At 69.6% G+C, this 20,918-nt stretch carries 22 protein-coding genes; 6 read left to right on the top strand and 16 right to left on the bottom strand.

All coding sequences use genetic code 11. The features are described 5' to 3' along the window. Nucleotides 1-54: 54 nt before the first annotated feature. The 7 genes from DFR69_RS07895 to DFR69_RS07865 all read right to left on the bottom strand — a co-directional run bounded on the left by DFR69_RS07895 (nt 55) and on the right by DFR69_RS07865 (nt 5,667). Nucleotides 55-786 (bottom strand): GntR family transcriptional regulator, encoded by a 732-nt coding sequence (locus DFR69_RS07895; protein WP_110036739.1) that lies wholly within the window; start codon nt 784-786, stop codon nt 55-57. Between the two features lie 166 nt (nt 787-952). Then, nucleotides 953-1,327 (bottom strand): SHOCT domain-containing protein, encoded by a 375-nt coding sequence (locus DFR69_RS07890; protein ID WP_110036738.1) that lies wholly within the window; start codon nt 1,325-1,327, stop codon nt 953-955. Between the two features lie 170 nt (nt 1,328-1,497). After that, the gene (locus DFR69_RS07885) at nt 1,498-2,826 is read right to left on the bottom strand and encodes a serine hydrolase domain-containing protein (protein WP_244198140.1); all 1,329 of its coding nucleotides are present in this window, start codon (nt 2,824-2,826) and stop codon (nt 1,498-1,500) included. Between the two features lie 64 nt (nt 2,827-2,890). Continuing rightward, a complete protein-coding gene (locus tag DFR69_RS07880; RefSeq protein ID WP_167456186.1) occupies nt 2,891-3,409 on the bottom strand; it encodes a hypothetical protein in 519 nt (172 codons plus the stop codon). A 165-nt stretch (nt 3,410-3,574) separates the two neighbouring features. Next, a complete protein-coding gene (locus DFR69_RS07875; protein ID WP_110036736.1) occupies nt 3,575-4,198 on the bottom strand; it encodes a DUF305 domain-containing protein in 624 nt (207 codons plus the stop codon). 77 nt (nt 4,199-4,275) lie between these two features. Continuing rightward, nucleotides 4,276-5,028, bottom strand: a complete 753-nt coding sequence (locus tag DFR69_RS07870; protein WP_110036735.1) for a DUF6153 family protein — start codon at nt 5,026-5,028, stop codon at nt 4,276-4,278. A gap of 60 nt (nt 5,029-5,088) precedes the next feature. Beyond that, a complete protein-coding gene (locus tag DFR69_RS07865) occupies nt 5,089-5,667 on the bottom strand; it encodes an AMIN-like domain-containing (lipo)protein (protein ID WP_110036734.1) in 579 nt (192 codons plus the stop codon). A 401-nt stretch (nt 5,668-6,068) separates the two neighbouring features. Here DFR69_RS07865 and DFR69_RS07860 point away from each other — a divergent pair, with 401 nt between their 5' ends. Both DFR69_RS07860 and DFR69_RS07855 read left to right on the top strand, forming a co-directional pair. Next, entirely contained in the window at nt 6,069-7,217 is a 1,149-nt protein-coding gene (locus DFR69_RS07860; protein ID WP_110036733.1) for a class I SAM-dependent methyltransferase, read from the top strand. A 152-nt stretch (nt 7,218-7,369) separates the two neighbouring features. After that, the gene (locus tag DFR69_RS07855) at nt 7,370-8,227 is read left to right on the top strand and encodes a Bax inhibitor-1/YccA family protein (protein WP_110036732.1); all 858 of its coding nucleotides are present in this window, start codon (nt 7,370-7,372) and stop codon (nt 8,225-8,227) included. 59 nt (nt 8,228-8,286) lie between these two features. Here DFR69_RS07855 and DFR69_RS07850 read toward each other — a convergent pair whose 3' ends face one another. Then, a complete protein-coding gene (locus tag DFR69_RS07850) occupies nt 8,287-9,507 on the bottom strand; it encodes an acetyl-CoA C-acetyltransferase (RefSeq protein ID WP_110036731.1) in 1,221 nt (406 codons plus the stop codon). Nucleotides 9,508-9,565: 58 nt separating this feature from the next. Beyond that, a complete protein-coding gene (locus DFR69_RS07845) occupies nt 9,566-10,435 on the bottom strand; it encodes an SGNH/GDSL hydrolase family protein (protein WP_110036730.1) in 870 nt (289 codons plus the stop codon). A gap of 227 nt (nt 10,436-10,662) precedes the next feature. Between DFR69_RS07845 and DFR69_RS07840 the strand changes: the two genes are divergently transcribed. Beyond that, nucleotides 10,663-12,045 (top strand): cystathionine beta-synthase, encoded by a 1,383-nt coding sequence (locus tag DFR69_RS07840; RefSeq protein WP_110036729.1) that lies wholly within the window; start codon nt 10,663-10,665, stop codon nt 12,043-12,045. 47 nt (nt 12,046-12,092) lie between these two features. Here DFR69_RS07840 and erm read toward each other — a convergent pair whose 3' ends face one another. The 3 genes from erm to DFR69_RS07825 all read right to left on the bottom strand — a co-directional run bounded on the left by erm (nt 12,093) and on the right by DFR69_RS07825 (nt 15,001). After that, on the bottom strand, nt 12,093-12,833 hold the full coding sequence (erm, locus tag DFR69_RS07835) for an ErmE/ErmH/ErmO/ErmR family 23S rRNA (adenine(2058)-N(6))-methyltransferase (RefSeq protein ID WP_373866992.1): 741 nt from the start codon (nt 12,831-12,833) through the stop codon (nt 12,093-12,095). A 321-nt stretch (nt 12,834-13,154) separates the two neighbouring features. Next, nucleotides 13,155-14,333 (bottom strand): FAD-dependent oxidoreductase, encoded by a 1,179-nt coding sequence (locus DFR69_RS07830; protein WP_110036727.1) that lies wholly within the window; start codon nt 14,331-14,333, stop codon nt 13,155-13,157. Next, a complete protein-coding gene (locus tag DFR69_RS07825; RefSeq protein WP_110036726.1) occupies nt 14,330-15,001 on the bottom strand; it encodes a TetR/AcrR family transcriptional regulator in 672 nt (223 codons plus the stop codon). Before DFR69_RS07825 ends, DFR69_RS07830 begins: the two co-directional genes overlap by 4 nt. A 166-nt stretch (nt 15,002-15,167) precedes the next feature. Between DFR69_RS07825 and DFR69_RS07820 the strand changes: the two genes are divergently transcribed. Further along, nucleotides 15,168-16,019 (top strand): mechanosensitive ion channel family protein, encoded by an 852-nt coding sequence (locus DFR69_RS07820; RefSeq protein WP_110036725.1) that lies wholly within the window; start codon nt 15,168-15,170, stop codon nt 16,017-16,019. A 56-nt stretch (nt 16,020-16,075) separates the two neighbouring features. On the opposite strand, the gene DFR69_RS07815 is transcribed toward DFR69_RS07820, so the two are convergent. Next, complete coding sequence (locus DFR69_RS07815) at nt 16,076-16,357, bottom strand: DUF6401 family natural product biosynthesis protein (protein WP_244198139.1); 282 nt, start codon at nt 16,355-16,357, stop codon at nt 16,076-16,078. Nucleotides 16,358-16,547: 190 nt separating this feature from the next. Here DFR69_RS07815 and DFR69_RS07810 point away from each other — a divergent pair, with 190 nt between their 5' ends. Then, nucleotides 16,548-17,834, top strand: a complete 1,287-nt coding sequence (locus tag DFR69_RS07810; protein WP_110036723.1) for an NtaA/DmoA family FMN-dependent monooxygenase — start codon at nt 16,548-16,550, stop codon at nt 17,832-17,834. Nucleotides 17,835-17,837: 3 nt separating this feature from the next. On the opposite strand, the gene DFR69_RS07805 is transcribed toward DFR69_RS07810, so the two are convergent. After that, entirely contained in the window at nt 17,838-18,602 is a 765-nt protein-coding gene (locus tag DFR69_RS07805) for a maleylpyruvate isomerase family mycothiol-dependent enzyme (RefSeq protein WP_110036722.1), read from the bottom strand. Beyond that, nucleotides 18,599-19,213, bottom strand: coding sequence for a TetR/AcrR family transcriptional regulator (locus DFR69_RS07800; protein WP_167456185.1), 615 nt, complete (start codon nt 19,211-19,213; stop codon nt 18,599-18,601). The genes DFR69_RS07805 and DFR69_RS07800 overlap by 4 nt, the downstream gene beginning before the upstream one ends. 160 nt (nt 19,214-19,373) lie before the next feature. Here DFR69_RS07800 and DFR69_RS07795 point away from each other — a divergent pair, with 160 nt between their 5' ends. Further along, on the top strand, nt 19,374-19,691 hold the full coding sequence (locus tag DFR69_RS07795) for a hypothetical protein (RefSeq protein ID WP_110036720.1): 318 nt from the start codon (nt 19,374-19,376) through the stop codon (nt 19,689-19,691). 10 nt (nt 19,692-19,701) lie between these two features. Here the strand turns inward: DFR69_RS07795 and DFR69_RS07790 are convergent, their stop codons facing one another. Next, on the bottom strand, nt 19,702-20,883 hold the full coding sequence (locus tag DFR69_RS07790) for an acyl-CoA dehydrogenase family protein (RefSeq protein ID WP_110036719.1): 1,182 nt from the start codon (nt 20,881-20,883) through the stop codon (nt 19,702-19,704). Nucleotides 20,884-20,918: the final 35 nt, after the last annotated feature.

Here is a 20,918-nt window from a genome sequence, read left to right as displayed (position 1 = left end):
CCTCCGAGCACTTCGCTGTGATAGCGCCCATACAGTATCTGAAATATGACTATTTCATACCGGTGATCGCTCACCGACTTCCATCTGCACGCGATAGCGGTCGGAGCGGTACCAGCTGTGGGTGTGCTCGATCGGCACCTCGGCGCTGAACGACACCCGGTCGAAGTGCAGGACCGGGGCGCCCTTGCGCACGCCGAGCAGCATCGCGACGCCGGACTCGGCGGCCTGCGCGTCCACGGTCTGCACGGCCCGCTCGATCGGCCTGCCGTAGCGGTCCGCGGTGGTGCGGTAGATCGAACTGGTGAGGTCGTGCGAGATCAGGCCGGGCAGCAGCTCGGGGTTGAACCAGGCGTCGTCCACGCTCACCGGTTCCTCGTCGGCCAGGCGGAGTCGGCGGACGTGGTAGGCGGCCGTGTCGGCGGGCAGTCGCAGTGCGCGGGCGGTGGCCTCGGGCGGCACCGCCTCCTCGGCGACCAGGACCAGTGTGGTCGGGTCGTGGCCGAGCGCGCGCATCTCCTCGGTGAACGAGGCCAGATGCAGTCGCGACTGCACCGGTCGGTGCGCCACGAAGGTGCCCTTGCCGCGCACCCGGACCAGGTAGCCCTCGTTGACCAACTGCCCGATCGCTTCGCGCACGGTGATCCGGCTGACGCCGTAGTCCTGCATCAGATTGCGCTCGCTGGTCATGAGGTCGCCCGGCTGGAGCTCGCGCGTGCATTTCTGCAACAGGATCGCGCGCAGCTGTTCGTGTTTGGGCACTGCGCTGTCGCGCAGCGGTGCGGGCATGAGGGCGGCTCCTTCTCGCGAGCGGTGCACCGGTCCCTACTGGTCCTGTCCGGTTGCTTCGAGAATACGCGACGAGGAGTCACGCGCCCAGGGCCTTTTCCCTGGCGAACGAGGAGGGTCCCGCGCACCGAGGGTAATGGTGGGCGGGACCTTCCGGAGAACGGGATCAGGCGAGCGCTTTGTTCTTCAACTGATCGAACTCGGCCTGCGTGATGGACCCCTCGTCGAACAGCTTCTTCGCGTCCGCGATCTGCGCGGCCGGGCTGGTACCCGCGGTCTCCCTGATGTAGGAGTCCTGCGCCTGTTTGATCTGCTTCGCCTCCGCGCTCGACCGCTCAGCCATGCCCTGACCACGCGCGATCAGGTACACCAGGGCGGTGATGAGCGGGAAGAAGATCAGGCAGATGATCCAGACCGCCTTCGCCCAGCCCGAGGTGTTCTTGTCCCGGAACAGGTCCCCGACGATCATGAACAGCATCATCAGATAGGCGACAAAAGCGAAGCTCACAATGATGAGCCATAGCACTTCCCAGAATGACATGACGACACACCTCGCGTTCGGGCACTCGATCGATTCGCCCCGGGTCGGGCGATCGATTGAAGCACGCGTATTGCTGGAAACTTGCCGGTCTTCGGGATGTTTCACCCACCCTGTTCAGGGCAGGTACCTGTCAGCGTAGGCGTGCGGCCGCGGAAGGGGAACCGGCGCGCTCAGCGAATGCCGGGCGTCGCCGGGTTGGTGCCGACGCACCCCAGGACCACACAGCCGGGCGGCCAGTCGGAGAACGGCGGCTTGGGTGTCTCGCCGAGGCAGTCGACGAAGCTGCAGCCGGGGTAGGCGTACGGGCCGATGCCGAAGGTGCCGAGCAGGGCGTCGGGGCGCGCGATCATCGGATCGGTGACGCTCACATCCGGCCGCTCCTGGTACGGGCCGGGATCGGGCACGTGCGTGTCGAGGAAGGCCGAGCCGAGGGTGCGCATCACGTTGTGGGTGTAGGTGGAGGAGCCGGGCGTCGCGACGCCGGTCCAGTTCACCATCAGGCCGAGGCTGGGCACGATGTAGCTGTCGTTGCGCAGCATGCCCGAGATCTTCACCGCGTCATAGGGAAGGCCAGGGAACTCGAGCCGGCAGGGTTCGCCGTTGATCACGAACAGGAAGCCGTAGCAGGGCATGCTCGCCGAGGGCGACAGCGCCGCGCGCATGTAGTCGTCCGAGATCACCTGCAGGTCGTTCCATTTACCTCGATTGCCCACCAGCAGGCCGATTTTCGCGAAGTCGTCCGGCGGCAGGATGAGATGCGCGTGGCCGTAGGTGTTTCCGGCGCGGTCGCGGGCCCAGAAGTAGTCGCTGCGCGGGATGCCCAAGGGGTCGAACAGCTTTCGCTGGGCGTAATCCTGGAAGTCCTCGCCGATGGCCTGCTGGATCACGTAGACCAGCAGGTCGACGGCGCGCTGGCTGTAGCGGAACATGGTGCCCTGCGGGCGCTCGATCGGCATGGCCAGCGCCTGGGCGACGACATTGGGATCCAGCGCGGCCAGTCCGGTCGCGCCCTCGGCGGCGACCGCCACCTCCATCCCGGAGGACTCGGTGAGCAGATTGCGCACCGTGATCGCCCGGTGCGCCTCGTCGCCGAGACCCGCGGGCAGATAGGCGCCGATCGGTTCGTCGACGCGCAGGCGGCCGTCGTCCACCGCGAGGCCCGCGACGAGCGCGACAACGCTCTTGGTGCCGCTCCACAGATTCCAGGCCACGCCACCGGATTCGGCATTGCGCGGTCCGACGCCGACCAGGCAGTTGTTGCGATAGATCTGGATGTTGAAGCGGGTGGCGTTCGTCGCCAGCTGCATCGCCTCGCCGAGCCGGGCGGGATCGAGCGCCGCCTCGACAGGCGTCGCCGACTGGGGCGTGCGCCCCGAAGTGACCTCACACTGCTTGGCGGTGACCGGTTCGGCCCGCGCCGGACCGGGCAGCAGTGCGCCCGAAGACAGCGTCAGCGCGGTAACCGCCGCTGCCACAAGGTATTTCACATAGCCGTGCACGTCGCCCTCCAGAAAGAATGTCCGGGAGGGAATCGTGAACGATCACGTTCTTGTTACGGCGGGCTCAGTTGCCGTACGGCTCGCAGACGTCGATCGCGGCGTCCTTGGCGGCGTTGAAGGTGTCGATCACGCCGTTGAGCTCGTCGGTGGGAGCGCGGCGCTCGAGGGTGTCGGCAAGGGTGTTGGTGTTGTCGCGGTAGGCACGCAACGGTTCCGAGAGCGCGGGGATCACGTCGTTGGTGAGCTTGCGGGCGAAGTCCTTGGCGTTGTTGCGCAGGGTCGTCACCGCCTCGTTCGCCTTGGTGTCGGTGTCGGGCGCCCGGTTGTTGCTGGCCTCGATGTAGGCGTTGAACGAGGCGACCGAGCTCTTGTTGGCCGCGCGCAGGCCGTCGCAGGCGTCGTCGTTGGCCTTCTGCACCCGCGCCGCCGACGAGGCCGCCACCTCGGAGGTGTAGGACGCGAGGTCGGTTTGGTTGGCCTGGGCGTCACCGGGTACCTGCTTGGTGCAGGCGCCGATCAGGACCATGCCGGTCGCCGCGGCCGCGAGTGCGGTGGCGACCCCCACTCGTTCCCGTTGTCTCATGTCTGTCTCCTCCCTCACCGACAGCCGACGCCGGTTTGCGCCCGACGCCGAACATATCGACCGTACTGGCTGCGCGCCGGTGACGTCAGCTCGCGGCGGCGATTTCGATGATCAACCGAGACGTCGGGAGCGGCGCCGGAGCCGAGGCCCCGGCGCCGCGCGTGATCAGTTCTGGCCGAGCATGCCGCGCATCGTGCTGATCTCGGCCTCCTGGGCGGACACGATCGCCGTCGCGAGCTGCTTGGACTCGGCGTTGACGCCACCGGTCAGCTCGGTGTTCGCCATGTCGACCGCGCCCTCGTGGTGCTCGATCATCATCTCCAGCCACTGCCGGTCGAACTCGGCGCCGGTGGCTGCCTCGAGCGCCGACATCTGCTCGGCGGTCATCATGCCGGGCATGCCGTGGCCCTCGTGCCCACCGCCCGTGGTCGGCGCGGGCTTGCCGAAGCTGGTCAGCAGGGTGGTGATCTGCTGCATCTCCGGCGCCTGGGCCTGCTCGACCTGCGCGGCGAGCGCGATGAGCTGCTCATTCTGGGTGCGGCTGGGCACCATCTTCGCCATCTCGACGGCCTGCGCGTGATGCGGGTACATCATCTGCAGGAAGGTCACGTCGGCGTCGTTGAAGTCGGTGCGGGCACCGGCCGTCGCGCTGGTCGGGCTCGCCGACGTGGTGGTCGAGGAGTGGTGGGCGGGGGCGTCGGAGCTGTCGTCGCTACAGCCGGCGGCGAGTAGCAGCGAGCTCGCGGCGGCGAGGGCGACGATGGTGGCACGGGTACGGGTGATGAACACGGTGATCCTCCTGGGGATGCTGGGATGAGGTGACGAGAACTGGCCGCCCGCCGGGGACACCGGGGGCGGCTGACCTGTCAGATCCGCAGGATCGCCAGTTGCGCGAGGGAGAGCACCGTCCACGGCGGCGGACGTTCGCGCCTGCCGCGCCAGGGGCGCGCGGCCGCGGCGACGATCGCGGCGAGGTCATCGGTGAGGCGGTAGAGCAGCACCAGCGCCATCGCGGCGGCCAATGCGACGAGCACGAAAACGCATGAATGCACGGCGGCGTGTTCATCGCAGCCCGCAGAGCCGCAGCCCGAACCCGCGTGCGGGTCGCCGGCGGGTGCGGTGGTGTTCGGCGTAGCAACCGGCATCATGCCGACGGCCGATGCCGTCGCCGAACTCGGCGCGACGGCCGCGTGGTCGTCCACGACGGTGCCCGTGGCGGATGGCGTCGGCCAGATCATCGGCTGGGTATCGGCACTGCCCGCGGGCGGGGCGCTGGCGGGTCCTACCGGCGAGGTCGTCGGCTGGGTGTCGGCACTGCCCGCGGGCAGGGTGGTGGCCGCCGCGGTGAGTGCTGTGTCGGAGACCGATTCGGAATGCGGACGATGGTCGGTGGCGGTGCCCGCCTGGATCGCGGGAGCGGGGAGAGCGGCCGGGCGAGTTTCCGTTTCGGCGGGAGCACCGACGGCATGGGTTCCCGCGGCGTGCTCGGGCCCGCCCGCGGACGCGTGGGCGGTGCCGAAGACCGCGGAGTGCATGGCGACGATTCCGGCCATCAGAACCAGCACCGTGAGCGCCCAGGCGAGGCCAGGGGCGCGGCGGTGTGGTGGCCGGTTGATCACGGCGCCCAGTGTAACCAGCGCGATCAGCGCGGAACGAATACCCTCACGCCGTACGGGTAACTAACGATTCGCGATGTCGACGACCAGCCGGGTCGGGTTCGTCAGCGTGGTGACGGCGAAGGCGGGCTCGGCGGCGGTGACGCCGACGAACGACTGCGTGCTGCCCTCGTAGACCAGCGCCTCGTAGACCCCGGTGATGCCGGGCACGCTCGGGTCGGTGACCGGGTCGGGTCCCGCGTACGGGGGCACGGTCGAATCGAACGGGTAGGCCGAGCCGAGAATGCGGACCTCGAGGATCGAATTGCCGTCCACCTCGACCGGCTTGCCGCTGCCGTCCTGGACCGCGCTGCCGGTGTACTCGACCTGCCAGCCGGGCGTGCCGGTGCCGCCGAGCGTGAAGACCACCCGGTCGAAACCCTCGTGATGGCCCAGCCGGATATCGGTGACGGTCAGCGCCGCGCCCGCCGACGCCTCGCCGGACTTGGGCGTGTTGTCGCGTGGCGCCGCGCCGGTGGCGTCGGTGAAGGTGCTGGTCGTGCTGGTCGACGGTGGGGTGGCGGCGGGTGTGCCGTCGGTGCCGCAGCCGGACAGCGTCAACGCGGCGATGGCGGCGAGGCCGAGCACTAGAGCGTTACGCATGTGACTGATGGTACTCAGCGTGTCCGCTCGGGGCGGCCAAGCGAGGTGGGGCGTGTTCGGGCTACGGCAAGTTTGCTGGCGCTCGCGTCGGTGGCCTGGTCCGTGAATTCGGCCCCGGTGCGCCCTGGGCCCGCTGAAGATGCGCGCATTCCGGGCGATGTGACCCAGGTCGCGGCAGCGCGGGGGAGCGTCGGTGTCGGTGACTCGTCAGCCGAAGCGCTGGGAACCAACGGGATTGGCGTGATCTGCGGATTCAGGCCCATCTGCAAGGGTGTCGCAAATCGATGGAAGCTGTTCGAGCCCATCGGAATACATGCCACGACTACCCACTGTGAGCAAGGCCACCGCCCGATCTCAGGGCCGGATGTGACGGTGGGGCAACGATCTAGCACACTTGTCGCGTGGACAGAGTCGAGGACGTACTCACCCGGCTGCGCCGGTATCCGGACGTGGAGGCGCCGAACCTCTATGCCGTCGACGCGGCCGACCGATTACTCCTCGATACCGCCGTCGACGCGCTGGCGGCGGCGGGTAGCGGTGAGGTTGCGGTGATCGGTGACGCGTACGGCGCGCTGACCCTCGGCGCGGCCGCCCGCCACGATCTCACCGGCCTGCGCGTGCACCAGGACCTGCTCACCGGCGAACTCGCGCTGGCGGGCAACGCCAAGAACCTCGGGCTCGCCGATCGCTACACCGCGCACGAACTCGACGCCGGGTTGCTGGCCGGTGCGCGGGTCGTGCTGATGCGACTACCCAGGATGCTGTCCGGCCTGGCCGAGGCGGCCGAGGCCATCGCGCGCTACGCGGCGCCGGACGTCGTGGTGTTCGCGGGTGGACGCGACAAATACCTCACCCCGGCCATGAACGAGGTGCTCGCCGAGTCCTTCGCCAGCGTGCGCGCGGGCCGGGGTAGGCAGAAGTCGCGGGTGCTCGTCGTCGGTGAGCCGCTGCCGGTCGGTGAATCGCGATTCCCGGTGGCCGAGCGGATCGACGAGATCGACGGCGACGTGGTGGCCTACGGCGCCGCGTTCTCCGGCCCGCGCCTCGACATCGGCACCCGCTTCCTGCTCGAACATCTGGACCGGATGAAGCCCGACGCGCGCGAGGCCATCGACCTCGGCTGCGGCACGGGCATCCTCGCCGTGGCGCTGGCCAAGTCGCGCCCGCACATCCGCGTGGTCGGCACCGATCAATCGGCCGCCGCCGTCGCCTCCGCCAGGGCCACCGCGGCCGCCAACGGCGTCGCCGACCGGGTGACCGTGGTGCGTGACGACGCGATGTCCTCGGCGGCCGACAACAGCGCCGACCTGGTGCTGTGCAATCCGCCGTTCCATGTCGGCGCCGCCGTGCACACCGGCTCGGCGATCAAGATGTTCGCCGAGACCGGCCGGGTGCTGCGCCCCGGCGGCGAACTGTGGACGGTGTACAACTCGCACCTGAACTATCGCGGCGTCGTCGAGCGGATGGTCGGGCGCACCGACGTGATCGGGCGGAACAAGAAGTTCACGGTCACGAGGTCCGTTCGTGGTCTGCGTGACGTACAACGATAGGGACCGCCGAACGCGGTAGAGTCCGATTTGTCCGACCGGACACGATCTCGGTGACGGGAACTTTGTCCGGTCACGGCACGTTGAACAGGGCAAGTTGGAGCTGTGGCCCGCCGTCAGGCGTACAGCGACTATCACTCCAAGAAAGGCGCACGGTGCGTACCTCATCGAATCCGGTGTTCAAGAACTTACCTCGCCAGGAGGGTGTCGGCGGTTACGCGAACTTCGGTTCGGGCGTCGCCGGCGCCGGCCAGCTGGGCAACCAGCAGTACGGCGAATACGGGCAGCAGTACGGCCAGCAATTCCAGCAGGCCCCCGCCACCCGCGCGATGACCATCGACGACGTGGTCACCAAGACCGGCATCACCCTCGCGGTGCTGACCGTCACGGCGATCATCTCGTTCGCGCTGTCCTCGGCGAACCCCTCGCTCGCCCCGCTGTTCGTCATCGGCGGCGGCCTGGTCGGCCTGGTGCTGGTCCTGGTGGCGAGCTTCGGCAACAAGATGGACAACCCGGCCATCGTGCTGTCCTACGCGGCGTTCGAGGGCCTGTTCCTCGGCGCCCTGTCGCTGATGTTCACCGACGTCACCTTCGGCGGCGTCGGCGGTAGCGCCCTGATCGGCCAGGCGGTGCTCGGCACGTTCGGCGTGTTCTTCGGCATGCTCGTCGTCTACAAGACCGGCGCCATCCGGGTCACCCCGCGCTTCACCCGCATGCTGCTGGGCGCCATGGTCGGCGTGCTGGTCCTGATGGTCGGCAACCTGATCGCGAGCTTCTTCACCGACGGCGGCTTCGGCCTGCGCGACGGTGGCGTGCTGGCGATCGTGTTCAGCCTGGTCTGCATCGCCATCGCCGCGTTCAGCTTCCTGCTGGACTTCGACGCCGCCGATCAGCTGATCCGCGCCCAGGCGCCGGAGAAGGCCGCCTGGGGCGTCGCCCTCGGCCTGACCGTCACCCTGGTCTGGCTCTACGTCGAGATCCTGCGCCTGCTGAGCTACTTCCAGCGCGACTGATCACCGACACGAAAGAGCGGCCCACCGGATTCGGTGGGCCGCTCTTTTCATTGCCTATCTCAGCTGAGGCGCTCGATGACCAGCGCCATGCCCTGGCCGCCGCCGACGCACATGGTCTCCACGCCGAACTGCTTGTCGTAGGTCTGCAGGTTGTTCAGCAGGGTCGCGGTGATGCGAGCACCGGTCATGCCGAACGGGTGGCCCAGCGCGATCGCGCCGCCGGAGACGTTGAGCTTGTCCTCGTCGATCTTCAGCTCGCGGGCCGAGCCGAGCACCTGCACCGCGAAGGCCTCGTTGATCTCGAACAGGTCGATGTCGGAGACCGACTTGCCCGCCAGGGCCAGCGCCCGGGTGACGGCCTCGACCGGGCCGAGGCCCATGATCTCCGGCGACAGGCCGGACACGCCGGTGGAGACGATGCGGGCCAGCGGGGTCAGACCCAGCTCCTTGGCCTTGGTGTCGCTCATGATGACCAGCGCGGCCGCGCCGTCGTTGAGCGGGCAGCAGTTGCCTGCGGTGACGGTGCCGTCGGGACGGAACACCGGCTTCAGCTGGCTGACGGCCTCGTAGGTGACGCCGGCGCGCGGGCCGTCGTCCTTGCTGATGACGGTGCCGTCGGGCAGGGTCACCGGGGTGATCTCCCGCTCGAAGAAGCCGTTCTTGATGGCCTCCTCGGCGCGGTTCTGCGAGCGCACGCCCCAGTGGTCCTGGTCCTCGCGGGAGATGCCGGTCAGCGTCGCGACGTTCTCGGCGGTCTGGCCCATCGGGATGTAGACGTCGGGCAGCAGGCCGTCCTCGCGCGGGTCGTGCCACTGGCCCTTGCCGCCCTCGGCGGTCTCCTTGGTGCGGGCCTCGGCCTGCGCGAACTCGGGGTTCTTGGTGTCGGGCCAGCTGTCGGCCGAGCCCTTGGCGTAGCGCGAGACAGTCTCCACACCGGCGGAGATGAACACGTCGCCCTCGCCGGCCTTGATCGCGTGGAAGGCCATCCGGGTGGTCTGCAGCGACGACGCACAGTAGCGCTGCACGGTGGTGCCGGGCACGGTGTCCAGGCCCAGCTGCACGGCGACGTTGCGGGCCATGCCGAAGCCGCCCTCACCCGCCGGGGAGCCGGTGCCGAGCATGATGTCGTTGATCGTGCTCGCGTCGAGCGCGGGGACCTTGGCCAGCGCCGCGCGCACCATCTGTGCGGTCAGGTCGTCCGGACGCATACCCGCCAGGGACCCCTTCACGGCACGGCCGATGGGAGAGCGGGCAACGGAGACGATTACGGCCTCGGGCATGAGGACTCCTTTTCGGATGGTTCAGTGAACGGCGTTCACAAGCCGGTCTTTCTGGAATCTACGTCTCGCTGTGCGCGACCGGTAGACCAGGTCGGGTCTGCACCGCTTCGACGAGGACCGGCAGCAGCTGAGCCGCCGCCAGTTCGTACCCCGCCGCGGAGGGGTGGAATCCGTCGGTGGCGAAGAGGATCTCGGGGGCGGCGCGGAACTCCGAGGCGACCAACGGCGAGCCCATGGCCACCGGGATTCCGCCCGCGATGGTGGTCGCCACGGTCTGCGCCTTCGCCAGGCGCACGCTCCAGTTCGCGACCACGGTCCGCAGCGGCTGCGGAATCGCGGTGACGGTGCCCAGATTCGGACAGGTTCCGACGACGACGAGCGCGTCGGCCTCGCGCAGCCGCGACACCGCGGCGGCCAGCCTGCGCGCCGAGGCACGGATGGAGTGCTTCTTGGTGATGTCGTTCCCGCCTACCAGGATCACCGCGGCGTCCGGCGGCGGGCCCGCGACGAACATCGCGTCGACCTGACCGGCCAGCCCCTTGGAGGTGGCGCCGGAGATCGCCTTGGTGCTGAGCCGGATCCGCAGCCCGGTCGCGTCGGCGAGGCCGCGGGCCAGCCGTACGCCGGGCACGTCCGCGGCGCTCAGGCAGCCGAGTCCGGCGGCGGTGGAGTCGCCGAAGATCATCAGGTGCAGGTCGCTGGGCACGCCCTTGCGCCACGGTTCGGGGAGCTGCGCGCCCGGCGCGTAGACCCCGTCGGCCTCGGGCGGCTTGGAGGTGTCGCGCCCGATCACCGCGCGCGCCGCGCCCGCCTGCGTCATCAGCAAGCGGTAGGTCGCCCAGGAGACGGTGCCAGCACCCGAACCGGCGAGCACGGTGGTGGCGCCGGTGACGGCGGCGGTACGCCAGCTGATTCGTGGTGCGCTCACATCCGAAAATTGTACGGCGGGAATCGGCCGCCGGGCAGGCGCCGTGCCCACTGAGCGGGCGGCTCGCGCGGTGCCACGAGAGCCACCGATCCCACCGCGCCGCGCCGCCGAGCTACCCTCGCGCGCACGAAATCAGGGGTGCGGTGGTCGCGGCACCCACCGGTGCCCTGGGCCACATCGTCGGACCACGTCGCGCCGCGGACCCAGGGTTCTGCAACGATGGGGCTATGCGCATCGCGGATCATGTCGTCGACCTCATCGGCAACACGCCCCTTGTTCGGCTGAACTCGGTGGTCGGCCCGAACGCGGGCCTGGTCGCCGCGAAGATCGAATACCTCAACCCCGGCGGCAGCTCCAAGGACCGCATCGCGGTCAAGATGATCGACGCCGCCGAAGAGGAAGGGCTGCTCAAGCCGGGCGGCACCATCGTCGAGCCCACCTCGGGGAACACCGGCGTCGGGCTCGCGCTGGTCGCCCAGCAGCGCGGCTACAAGTGCGTGTTCGTCTGCCCGGACAAGGTCAGCGAGGACAAGCGCAACGTGCTGCGCGCCTACGGCGCCGAGGTCGTGGTGTGCCCGACCGCCGTGCCGCCGGAGCACCCCGACAGCTACTACAACGTCTCCGATCGCCTGGTCCGCGAGATCGACGGCGCCTGGAAGCCGAACCAGTACGCCAACCCCGGCGGCCCGGACAGCCACTACGAGACCACCGGTCCCGAGATCTGGGCCGACACCGAGGGCAAGATCACCCACTTCGTCGCGGGTGTGGGCACCGGCGGCACCATCACCGGCACCGGCCGCTACCTCAAGGAGGTCTCGGGCGGGAAGGTGAAGATCGTCGGCGCCGACCCGGAGGGCTCGGTCTACTCCGGCGGCACCGGCCGTCCGTATCTGGTCGAGGGCGTCGGCGAGGACTTCTGGCCCTCGGCCTACGACCCGAGCGTGCCCGACGAGATCATCGCCGTCTCCGACGCCGACTCCTTCGAGATGACCCGCCGCCTTGCCCGCGAGGAGGGCCTGCTGGTCGGCGGCTCCTGTGGCATGGCCGTGGTGGCCGCGATCGAGGTGGCCCGGCGCGATCCCGACGCCGTGGTCGTAGTCCTGCTGCCCGACGGCGGCCGCGGTTACCTGTCGAAGATCTTCAACGACAAGTGGATGAGCTCCTACGGCTTCCTCACCACCCCGCTCGAGGCCGGGCCGGAGCCGCTGGTCGGTGACGTGCTGCGCGGCAAGTCCGGCGCCCTGCCCGACCTGGTGCACACCCACCCGTCGGAGACCCTGCGCGACGCCATCGAGATCCTGCGCGAATACGGCGTCTCGCAGATGCCGGTCGTCGGCGCCGAGCCGCCGGTGATGGCGGGCGAGGTCGCGGGCAGCGTCACCGAGCGCGACCTGCTCTCGGCCGTCTTCGAGGGCCGCGCTCAGCTCACCGACTCGGTGGCCCAGCACATGAGCCCGTCGTTCCCGCTGATCGGCTCCGGCGAGCCCCTCTCGACGGCCACCAAGGCCCTCTCGGACTCCGATGCCCTGATGGTCGTCGAAGACGGCAAGCCCGTCGGCGTCATCACCCGCCACGACCTCCTCGGCTTCCTCAGCACCGGCTCGATCTAGCCGCCGGGCCGCGGCGCCGCCCGGGGTGGGCGACGCCGCGGAACCCGCTAGCTCGCCAGGGCCGAGTGCAGGGTCACCCACTGTTCCGGGTGGACGTAGGCGACCACGGTGTCGTCGGCGATGCCTGCGCCGCGTAGGGCCTCGTCCACGCCCTGGTAGCGGGTGCGCAGGGAGGCGCGGACGGTGCCGCCGATGCCCGAGAAACCGGTGCGTACCAGTTCGGCGTACGAATCCCGCTGGGTGACCAGGGGATTCGGGCGGCGGTCGATCCGCAGGACGGCGGAGTCGACCGAGGGGATCGGGCGGAAGCTCGTCCGGGGGACCTGGCCGCGCAGATGCCAGTCGAACCACGGCCAGTGCAGCACCGTGGTCAGGCTCCAGCGGCCGTAGTCGCCGGTGCGTTTGCGCGCGTACTCACGCTGGGTGAGCAGGGTCGCCGAGGTGAGCGCCGGGGCGTTCAGGCACCAGGCGACGATCTCCGAGGTGGCCGAGTACGGGATGTTCCCGACCACCGCGAACGGTTCTCGCGGTGCCCTGGCTTTGGTGAAATCGCCACGCACCACCTGGATTCCGGCCTCGTTCCTGGTCCGCGCCGAGAGTTTGGCCGCCAGCAGCGGGTCGATCTCGTACGCGGTCACGCGCGCGCCACGCTCGGCCAGCGCCCGCGTGAGCACGCCTTCGCCCGCGCCGGGTTCGAGCACGACACCGGCCGGATCGGCGACGGTCATCAGCAGGTCGACCGCGTGCCGATCCACCAGGAAGTTCTGGGAGAGGGTACGTCGCGCCAGGTCACGCGCGGTACGGGGACCGCGGCTTCCGGTGACCTTGCGCTGGGTATGCGAATAGTTCTTGTGTGAATGATCCTGCGCCACAGCAGTTGCCCTTCCGGGTCATCGAGTCGAATGAAAGCTCGATGGGCCCTGGGCACGCCGGTGGACGCCGACGATGAGATCCGCGTCCGCTAGCGGGCCAGAGCCCGGGCGTGGCGGAGACGGATGAACATGCAGCACGACATGCGAATCACCTTAGGAATCGGCGGATCGTCGGCGCAACCGATTTTCGGGCACCCCGATCCGGCCCTTCGCCGACCGGATCGAGACGCCGTGCTGTCAGGCGGATTCGGTCCGGGCGCGGGCGGCCTTGCGCGCGTCGGCGACGGCCGCGGCGGCCGCGGCGATGGCGCTGTTGATGGAGATCTCCCCGCGCATGCCCGGCGCCGCGACCATGTCACCGGCCAGGTAGACCCCGTCGCCTCGATCGACCGCGGGCCGGTCGCGCCAGGTCGTGCCGGGCAGGTCGAGCGCGCCGGTGCGCTTCTTGGAGGTCGAGGTGCGGTGGAAGGTGTTGCGGGAACGCCAGTCCGGGACGGCGAGGTCGGCGAACGCGCCGAGTCGCTGCTGGGCCGCGTCCCTGGACTCGCCGACGCGCACCGGCATCTGGAGCTGGAACAGCGACTCACCCGCCGGAGCGACGGAATCGTCCTGCGCGGAATAGCATTCGTGGAATCCACCCCCGTCCAGGTCGAAGACGAGGAACCGGTCGCGCCGGTCGCGGGGGACGGCGATGTCGAGCAGCGCGGCGAATCCGCTTGTGCCCTGGAGGGAGTCGTCACCGAGGAGGCGGCGCGCGGAGTCGAGGTCGGTGGCGACGATGACCGGCCCGTCCGTGGGCAGCGTGTCCACGCGTGCGCCGGTCTCGATGACGACGCCGAGTTCCCTTGCGCGGTCGGCCATTCGGTCGATCGTGCGCTGCCAGCCGCCCCGCACCCACCGGACCGCGGGCACCGCCGGACCGTACACCCGCTGGAACAGTCCCCAGACGAAGGCGGCCGAGAGCCTGCCGGTGTCGGCGTCGTAGGTGGTCACGCTGATCGCGTTGGCCAGCTGGGTGGCGGTGCGTTCACCCCAGTGTCCGGTGGCCCAGGTGTGGAAGTCGAGGTCGACGGGCGCCGTCATGCGCTTGCGCAGCTGTGCCCGCAGCATGCCGATCGGCGGGAGCCGCCGCAGCTCGCCGTCGGCGCGAAAGCACGCAGTCACCGCGTCGCCGAGGCCCGGCCAGCCGAGACCGGCCACGAAGCCGCGCTCCTTCAGCCAGGTGTAATGCGGCCCGTCGGCGTAGAACACGTGCGCTCCCTCGTGGGCGACGTGCGGCGGCTGGGTCGCCCGACCGCGTCCGCCCAGGGTCTGATGCGCCTCGTGCAGCCGCACCGGCACGCCGGTCTCGGCGGCGGCGATGGCGGCGGTGAGGCCGGCCAGGCCTCCTCCGATGACGGTGATGGGATTGTTCATCGTCGGTCCTCTCCCTCGGTGCCCGCCCAGTCCAGCCGGGCGGCGGTCATCTGCGCGGTCGCGATGAGATAGCGGTCGGTGTCGATATCGGCGGGGTGGCCGCCGTCGAAGATGTCGCGCATCATCCAGAAGTGCGCGAGCGCGCCGACGAGCACGGCGGCGGTGGCATCCCAGTCCTGGGTGGGCGCGTGCGGACCGGCGAGTTCGCGCAGACCCTTGGTGACGGCGGCCATGACCACCGCGTACTCCTGCTCGCGGAACACCTCGAGCAGTGCAGCGGGAATCGAATTGTCCCGCAGCAGTATTCGGGTCACATCGCGGTCGTGGTCCAGGCGGGTCAGGCCGATCCGGCACAGCGCGACGAGTTTGTCGACGAGGCCGCCGCCGGGGGTGATCGTGTCCAGTACCGCGGCGAGGGAGAACTCCGGCGCCATGAACCGGTCCCATTCGCCACGATCGACGAGCCGCGTCCCCACTGCCTGCACCAGGAGCTCGTCCTTGGACTTGAAGTGCCGGTAGAGCGCGCCCGACCCGCCGGAGAGTCCGGCCGCCTGCTCGATCTGCGCGATCGAGGTCTTGGCGTAGCCCTGCTCGCCGAACAGCCGCAACGCCTCGGTGATGATCCGGTCGCGGGAGGAGGTCGGCGGGTCGCTGGGGTAAGTAACCACTTACTTACCGTGCCTCGAGCTGGACGAAAAGGCAAGACCTGCCGGTCAGCGCGACGTAAGCAAATCCTTCGCTAATTTCCGATTCAGTCGGCGAATACGGGGGAACACCGCTTCATAGACGCTTCGGCTAATCGGCCGCAGCCGGAACGAGCGAAAGGAAAGTGCTGTGGATACCTCCGTCGTGGCGATAGATTTCCAGCAGGGCTTGACCGACGCGTGGAGTTCGGTCGCACAATTCCTTCCCAAAGCGGCCGCGTTCCTCGTCATCCTGGTCGTGGGTTGGATCATCGCGAAGGTGGTCGCCAAGATCGTGAACGCGGTGCTCGAGCGCGTCGGCTTCGATCGGCTGGTCGAACGTGGCCAGCTGAAGCAGATGATGTCGCGCAGCAAATACGACGCGTCCGACCTGTTGGCGAAGCTCGCCTACTACGCGATCCTGCTGATCGCGCTGCAACTCGGCTTCGGTGTGTTCGGGCCGAACCCGGTCAGTGATCTGCTCAACGGCATCGTGGCCTGGCTGCCCAAGGCGGCCGTGGCGATCATCATCGTGGTGATCGCGGCAGCCATCGCCTCGGCGGTGAGCGACCTGGTCACCAACATGCTGGGCGGGATGTCCTACGGGCCGATGCTCGGCCGCATCGCCGCGGTGTTCATCTGGGGCATCGGCATCATCGCCGCGCTGAACCAGATCGGCGTCGCCACCTCGGTGACCACGCCCGTCCTGATCGCGGTGCTCGCCACCATCGGCGGCATCCTGGTCGTCGGTGTCGGCGGTGGCCTGGTCCGGCCGATGGAGCAGCGCTGGAACAACTGGCTCGGCAACCTGGAATCGGAGATGCCCGCGATGAAGGGGCAGGCCGAGGCCTACCAGCGCGGTCGTGAAGACGCCGCGCGCGTGAGCGGCCAGGGGCAGGCTGTCCCCGGCGCGCACGCCGAGAACGCCCAGCAGTGGGTCGCGCCGGGCGCGGGCTACCCGGAACCGGGTCGTCCGGAGTGGGGCGGTGACACGCCTCGTTGACCAACCGGCGCCGGCGCTTCGTCACCGTTTCGGAGGCGAAGCGCCGATTCCGGTGTTCAGGCCGGAACGGCGTGGCGGCAGACCGCGGCCAGCCGTAGCTGCAGCCAATCGGCCTCGGGCCAGGAGGACGGCGCGCAGGCCCGGAGGCCACCCGCGAACTCGGCGACCTGATCGAGCAACCCGCGCGCGTAACCGGCGAGCAGCACGGTGAGCGGGATTCCCGTCGATTCGCCGACGCCGAACGCGAGAATGTCGCGCACTGCCGCCGCGTGCTGATCGAGCTCGGCGCAGAGCCCGGGATTTTCCGCCGCGGCCAGCGCGGCGGGAATTCCGTACATCGTATTCAGTTTATGCATGTGACGTCGTGCCGAGATTTCGAGCAACGCGGGGCCGGGCGATAACACCACCAGATGGTAGCAACAGCGCCGAATCGCCCCATCGGCGAACTCGTCGCAACCCCGCATTCCGCTCGAATTTCGTTGAGCGCAACCATGGTCGGCCGCGCGGCGCACTGGTGGACTGGCCGACATGGCCACCGAACGCCGCAGATTGAAGACCGTCACCGGGGTGAGCGGCTCACCCGATGTGTACGCCGCCGCGCTCGACCCCACCCGGTCGACCCTGGACGAGGCGGTGCGGATCGCCCGGATCGCCGAGGACAACAAGGTCGGGGCCGTGTTCGCCGCCGATCTGCTCGCCTTCGGGGCGCAGGGCGCGATCGGTGCGCAGGAGCCGATCGTGCAGCTGGCCGCGCTGAGCGCGGTGACCAGCCACGTCGGCCTCATCGCGACGGTCACCACCACCTTTCATCACCCGTACAACCTGGCCCGCCTGTTCGGCACGCTCGATCACGTGAGCAACGGGCGCGCGGCCTGGAACGCGGTGACCTCCTCGCTCGGCGAGGAGAACTACGGCGCCGACGACCTGCCGAGCCCGGAGCAGCGCTACGCCCGCGCCACCGAGGCGCTCACCGTCGTCAATGCCCTGTTCGACAGCTGGCAGCCGGGCGCGCTGCGACCCGACGGCCGGGGTGGGGCCGTCCTCGACCCGACGCTCGTACGACCCATCGACCATGCGGGGCAACACTTCTCGGTGCGCGGGCCGCTGAACATCCCGCCGCTGCCACAGGGACGGCCGGTGCAGTTCCAGGCCGGCCAGTCGGCGGGCGGCGTCGAACTCGGCGCCCGCTTCGCCGAGGTCGTCTTCACCTCCTTGCCGACGCTCGAGGACGCCGTCATCTACACGAAGCGGATCAGGACCCGCGCCGCCGAGCTGGGCAGACCCGACGGGCTGCCGCTGATCTTCAGTTCCTTCCACGCCACCTACGGCGCGACCGAGGCGGAGGCGCGCCGGCTGGTCCGGGAGGCCGCCGAGGCCACCGACTTCGTGGCGGGCCGGGCCCAGCTGGCCGACATGCTCGGCGGCGGGCTCGACCTGTCCGAGTTGCTGCTGGACAAGCCGCTCCCGGAAAGCCTGCTGCCCCAGCTCGATTCGGTACACCGACGGCGTGGCCGGGTGGAGATCTTCACCAAGCTGGCAGCCGGCGGCGCCACCCTGCGCGAGCTGATCGTGGCCGCCAAGGACACCGGCCACTGGGCCGCCGCGGGCACGCCGGAGCAGCTCGCCGACGCCATCGAGGAGCGCTACCGGGCGAACGTGCTCGACGTGATCTCCCTCGGCGGCCTCGCCGACGCGCGCACCGGCGACTTCGTGCTCAACGGCCTGCTGCCCGAGCTGCGCCGCCGCGGCCTGGTCGACACCGACTACCTGGGCGGGACCTACCGCGAGAACCTGGAACTGCCCGCGCCGAGCTGACGCTCAGAACGGCACCTCGGTGCCCAGCAGACCGGTACCGCTCGCGCGACCGGACAGGATGCGGCAGAACTCCATCGCGTCCAGCTCCAGCGCGGGTCCGTCACCCTCGGCCCAGGTGCCGCCCGCCGGGCCGTGCAGCGTCAGCCGGTAGGGGCCGCCGTGGCGCTGCGCCCATTCGCGCACCACGCCGTCGACGATGCGGCCGTCGTGCTCGGCGGTGATTTCGTGCGGTGTGCCGGTGGCGCGGCTCAGGTCGATCCGGTGCATCCACGGGTCGCGGGTGAGGATCACGTCGGTGAGGTAGCCGACCGTCCAGCGCTCGTCGACGCCGTTGACCTCCTCGGTGCCCGGCATCGCCAGCTTGCGCACGAAGGCGGGCAAGCGGCGGCGGGCGGCGGTGGCGCGCGGGGCCAGGCGCGCGATCATGGCGCGCAGTTCCTCGGGGGTGTGGGCGCCGTAGCGGGCGACCTGATGGGCGGTGAGTGCGTCGACTCGGCGTTCCTCGCCGCCGGGCCGACGATCGGCGATCCGGTTCTGCCGGATCATCTCGGGGATCGACGCCGTCATCGCCATCATGCCGACCATGTGCGCGACGAGCTGGTGCACGGTCCAGTCCGTGCAGTCGGTGGGGCGTTGCCAGTCCTCGGGCGCGAGCGCGGCGACGGCGCGTCCGACGCGCTCGTATTCGGTCGCGGCCAGGGCGACCGCCTCGGCGTGGGGTGTCGCGCTACGGCGCGGCGCGGTCGGTGTCGGGGTGGAGGTGGTCATCGGGGGGGCCTCGGTTCTGGCGGCAGGCCGACGCTGTCGGCCCACATGGTCATCGCCCGTTCGAGCAGCCGGCGCCTGCTGTCGCCGGTGGGATCGTTGGCGAGTTGTTGATCGATGAGGCCGCCGATCAGGCTGAACCAGATCTCGATGTCACCGCGATCGGTGACACCTGCCTCGGCGAAGAGGGCGAGGGCGTTGCCCATGACGCGCTGTGAGGGCTCGTACGCCTCGGGTGACGGCTCGAATCCGGCCACCGTGCGCTGGTTCATCAGCTGGTAGCGGGCCAGATCGGCGACTGCGAAATCGAAGAATCCGTAGGCCGTCGCGAGCAGCCGGGCACGCGGCGCGGCGGGCAGCGCCGCTGTCACCCGGACCGAGTAGGCCTCGAATTCCGTCCAGGCCTGCCCGAACATCGCGTCGTAGATCGCGTGCTTGGACGCGAAGTGTGTGTAGAGCGAGGGGGCCCGCATGCCGACCCTGGTGGCGACATCGCGCAGGGTGAACTGCGTGAGCCCGTGCTCCCTGGCGAGTTCCCACGCGACCTGCAGAATCTCCCGCCGCGTCGCCTCACGGCGTTCGGCTTGCCTATCGCGAGTAGTTTCACCTAACACGATTAGATTGTGACGCGGATCACTCACCAGGTCAAGGGGTTGTCGTGGCACGCGAGGCGCGGCGGAGTTGCGTGAACAACGCGCCGGGTGGATTCTGAGTGGGCAGTACCGACTCGAGACAACGTTCGGCTAATCGGCACGGCGAGCGGAGGGGCCCGTAGTGAATGTCACCGAACCGGCTATCCAGCTGCTCGGCGCGATCCCGGTGATCCCCGCTGCCGCAGGGTATCTGGCGCGCGAGGGAGTCGGCCGGACGTTGCGCCGGTGGCCGTACGCCCCGCTGTTCGGCCGGCTGGTGGCCGTGTTCGTCTGGGGCGCCGGTGGATTGGCGACGCTGACCGTGCTCGGCATCCCGACAGCGATCACGATTCCCCTCGCGATCGCCGTGGCCGCCGTGGTGCTCGGGACGTTGGCCGTCGCCTTCGCGGGCGGACTGATCCGCCCGGCGCCCGTGCCCGAGAACGTGCCGGTCGGCTGAACCGACCGGCCTATCGGAAGGCGTCGGCGTCGGTGAGCGCCTTGCCCAGGATCAGCTGGTGCACCTCGGCCGTGCCCTCGTAGGTGAGCACCGACTCCAGGTTGTTGGCGTGCCGCAACACCGGGTAATCGAGGGTGATTCCGTTGGCGCCCAGAATGGTTCGGCACTCGCGGGCGATCGCGATGGCCTCGCGGGTGCTGTTGAGCTTGCCCGCGCTGATCTGCTCGCCGGTGATCTCGTGCCGGTCCTTCAACCGGCCCAGGTGCAGCGCGAGCAGCTGTCCCTTGCCGAGCTCGAGGGCCATGTCGGCCAGTTTGGCCTGGGTGAGCTGGTAGCCGGCCAGCGGCTTGTCGAACACCTCGCGGGTGCGGGCGTAATCGATCGCGGCGGCCAGGCAGTCGCGGGCGGCGCCGAGCGCGCCGAAGACGATGCCGAAGCGGGCCTCGCTCAGACAGGCCAACGGTGAACTCAGGCCACGGGATTCGGGCAGCACCGCGTCGGCGGGCAGGCGCACGTCGTCGAAATCCAGTGCGGCCGTGAGGGACGCGCGCAGCGAGAGCTTGCGATGGATCTCCCTGGTGGTGAAGCCGGGTGTGCCCGCAGGCACCAGGAAACCGCGCACCCGCGGCCGGTCCTGGCCGGGCTCCTCGGCGTAGGCCCAGACCACGGCCACATCGGCGACCGCGCCGTTGGTGATCCACATCTTCGAGCCGTTGAGCACCCAATCGTCGCCGTCGCGCCTGGCTCTGGTGCGCATCCCGCCGGGGTTGGAGCCGTAGTCGGGCTCGGTGAGGCCGAAGCAGCCGATCGTCTCGCCCGCCGCCATCGCGGGGAGATACCGCTGCTTCTGTTCCTCCGACCCGTAGAAGTGGATCGCGGTCATCGCCAGCGAGCCCTGCACCGACACCATGCTGCGCACGCCGGAGTCGACGGCCTCGAGTTCCTGGCAGGCCAGGCCGTAGGCGGTGGCCGAGGCGCCGGCGCAGCCGTAGCCCTCCAGGTGCATGCCGAGCAGGCCGAGCTTGCCGAGTTCGGGGGCGATCTCCCTGGCCGGGAAGGTGCCCTCCTCGAACCAGTCCGCGATGTGCGGGCGCAGCCTGCGCTCGCCGAACGCGGCCACGGTGTCGCGGATCTCGCGCTCCTCCGGCGAGAGCAGCGGATCGATCGCGAACAGCTCTTCCACAGTCACCATGGCGTCAGCCTAACCGCCGCCCGCGCCCCGAATCC

The sequence above is a fragment of the Nocardia neocaledoniensis genome (assembly GCF_003182135.1).
GTDB lineage: Bacteria > Actinomycetota > Actinomycetes > Mycobacteriales > Mycobacteriaceae > Nocardia > Nocardia neocaledoniensis.
This window is presented reverse-complemented; position numbering and strand designations above follow the sequence as displayed.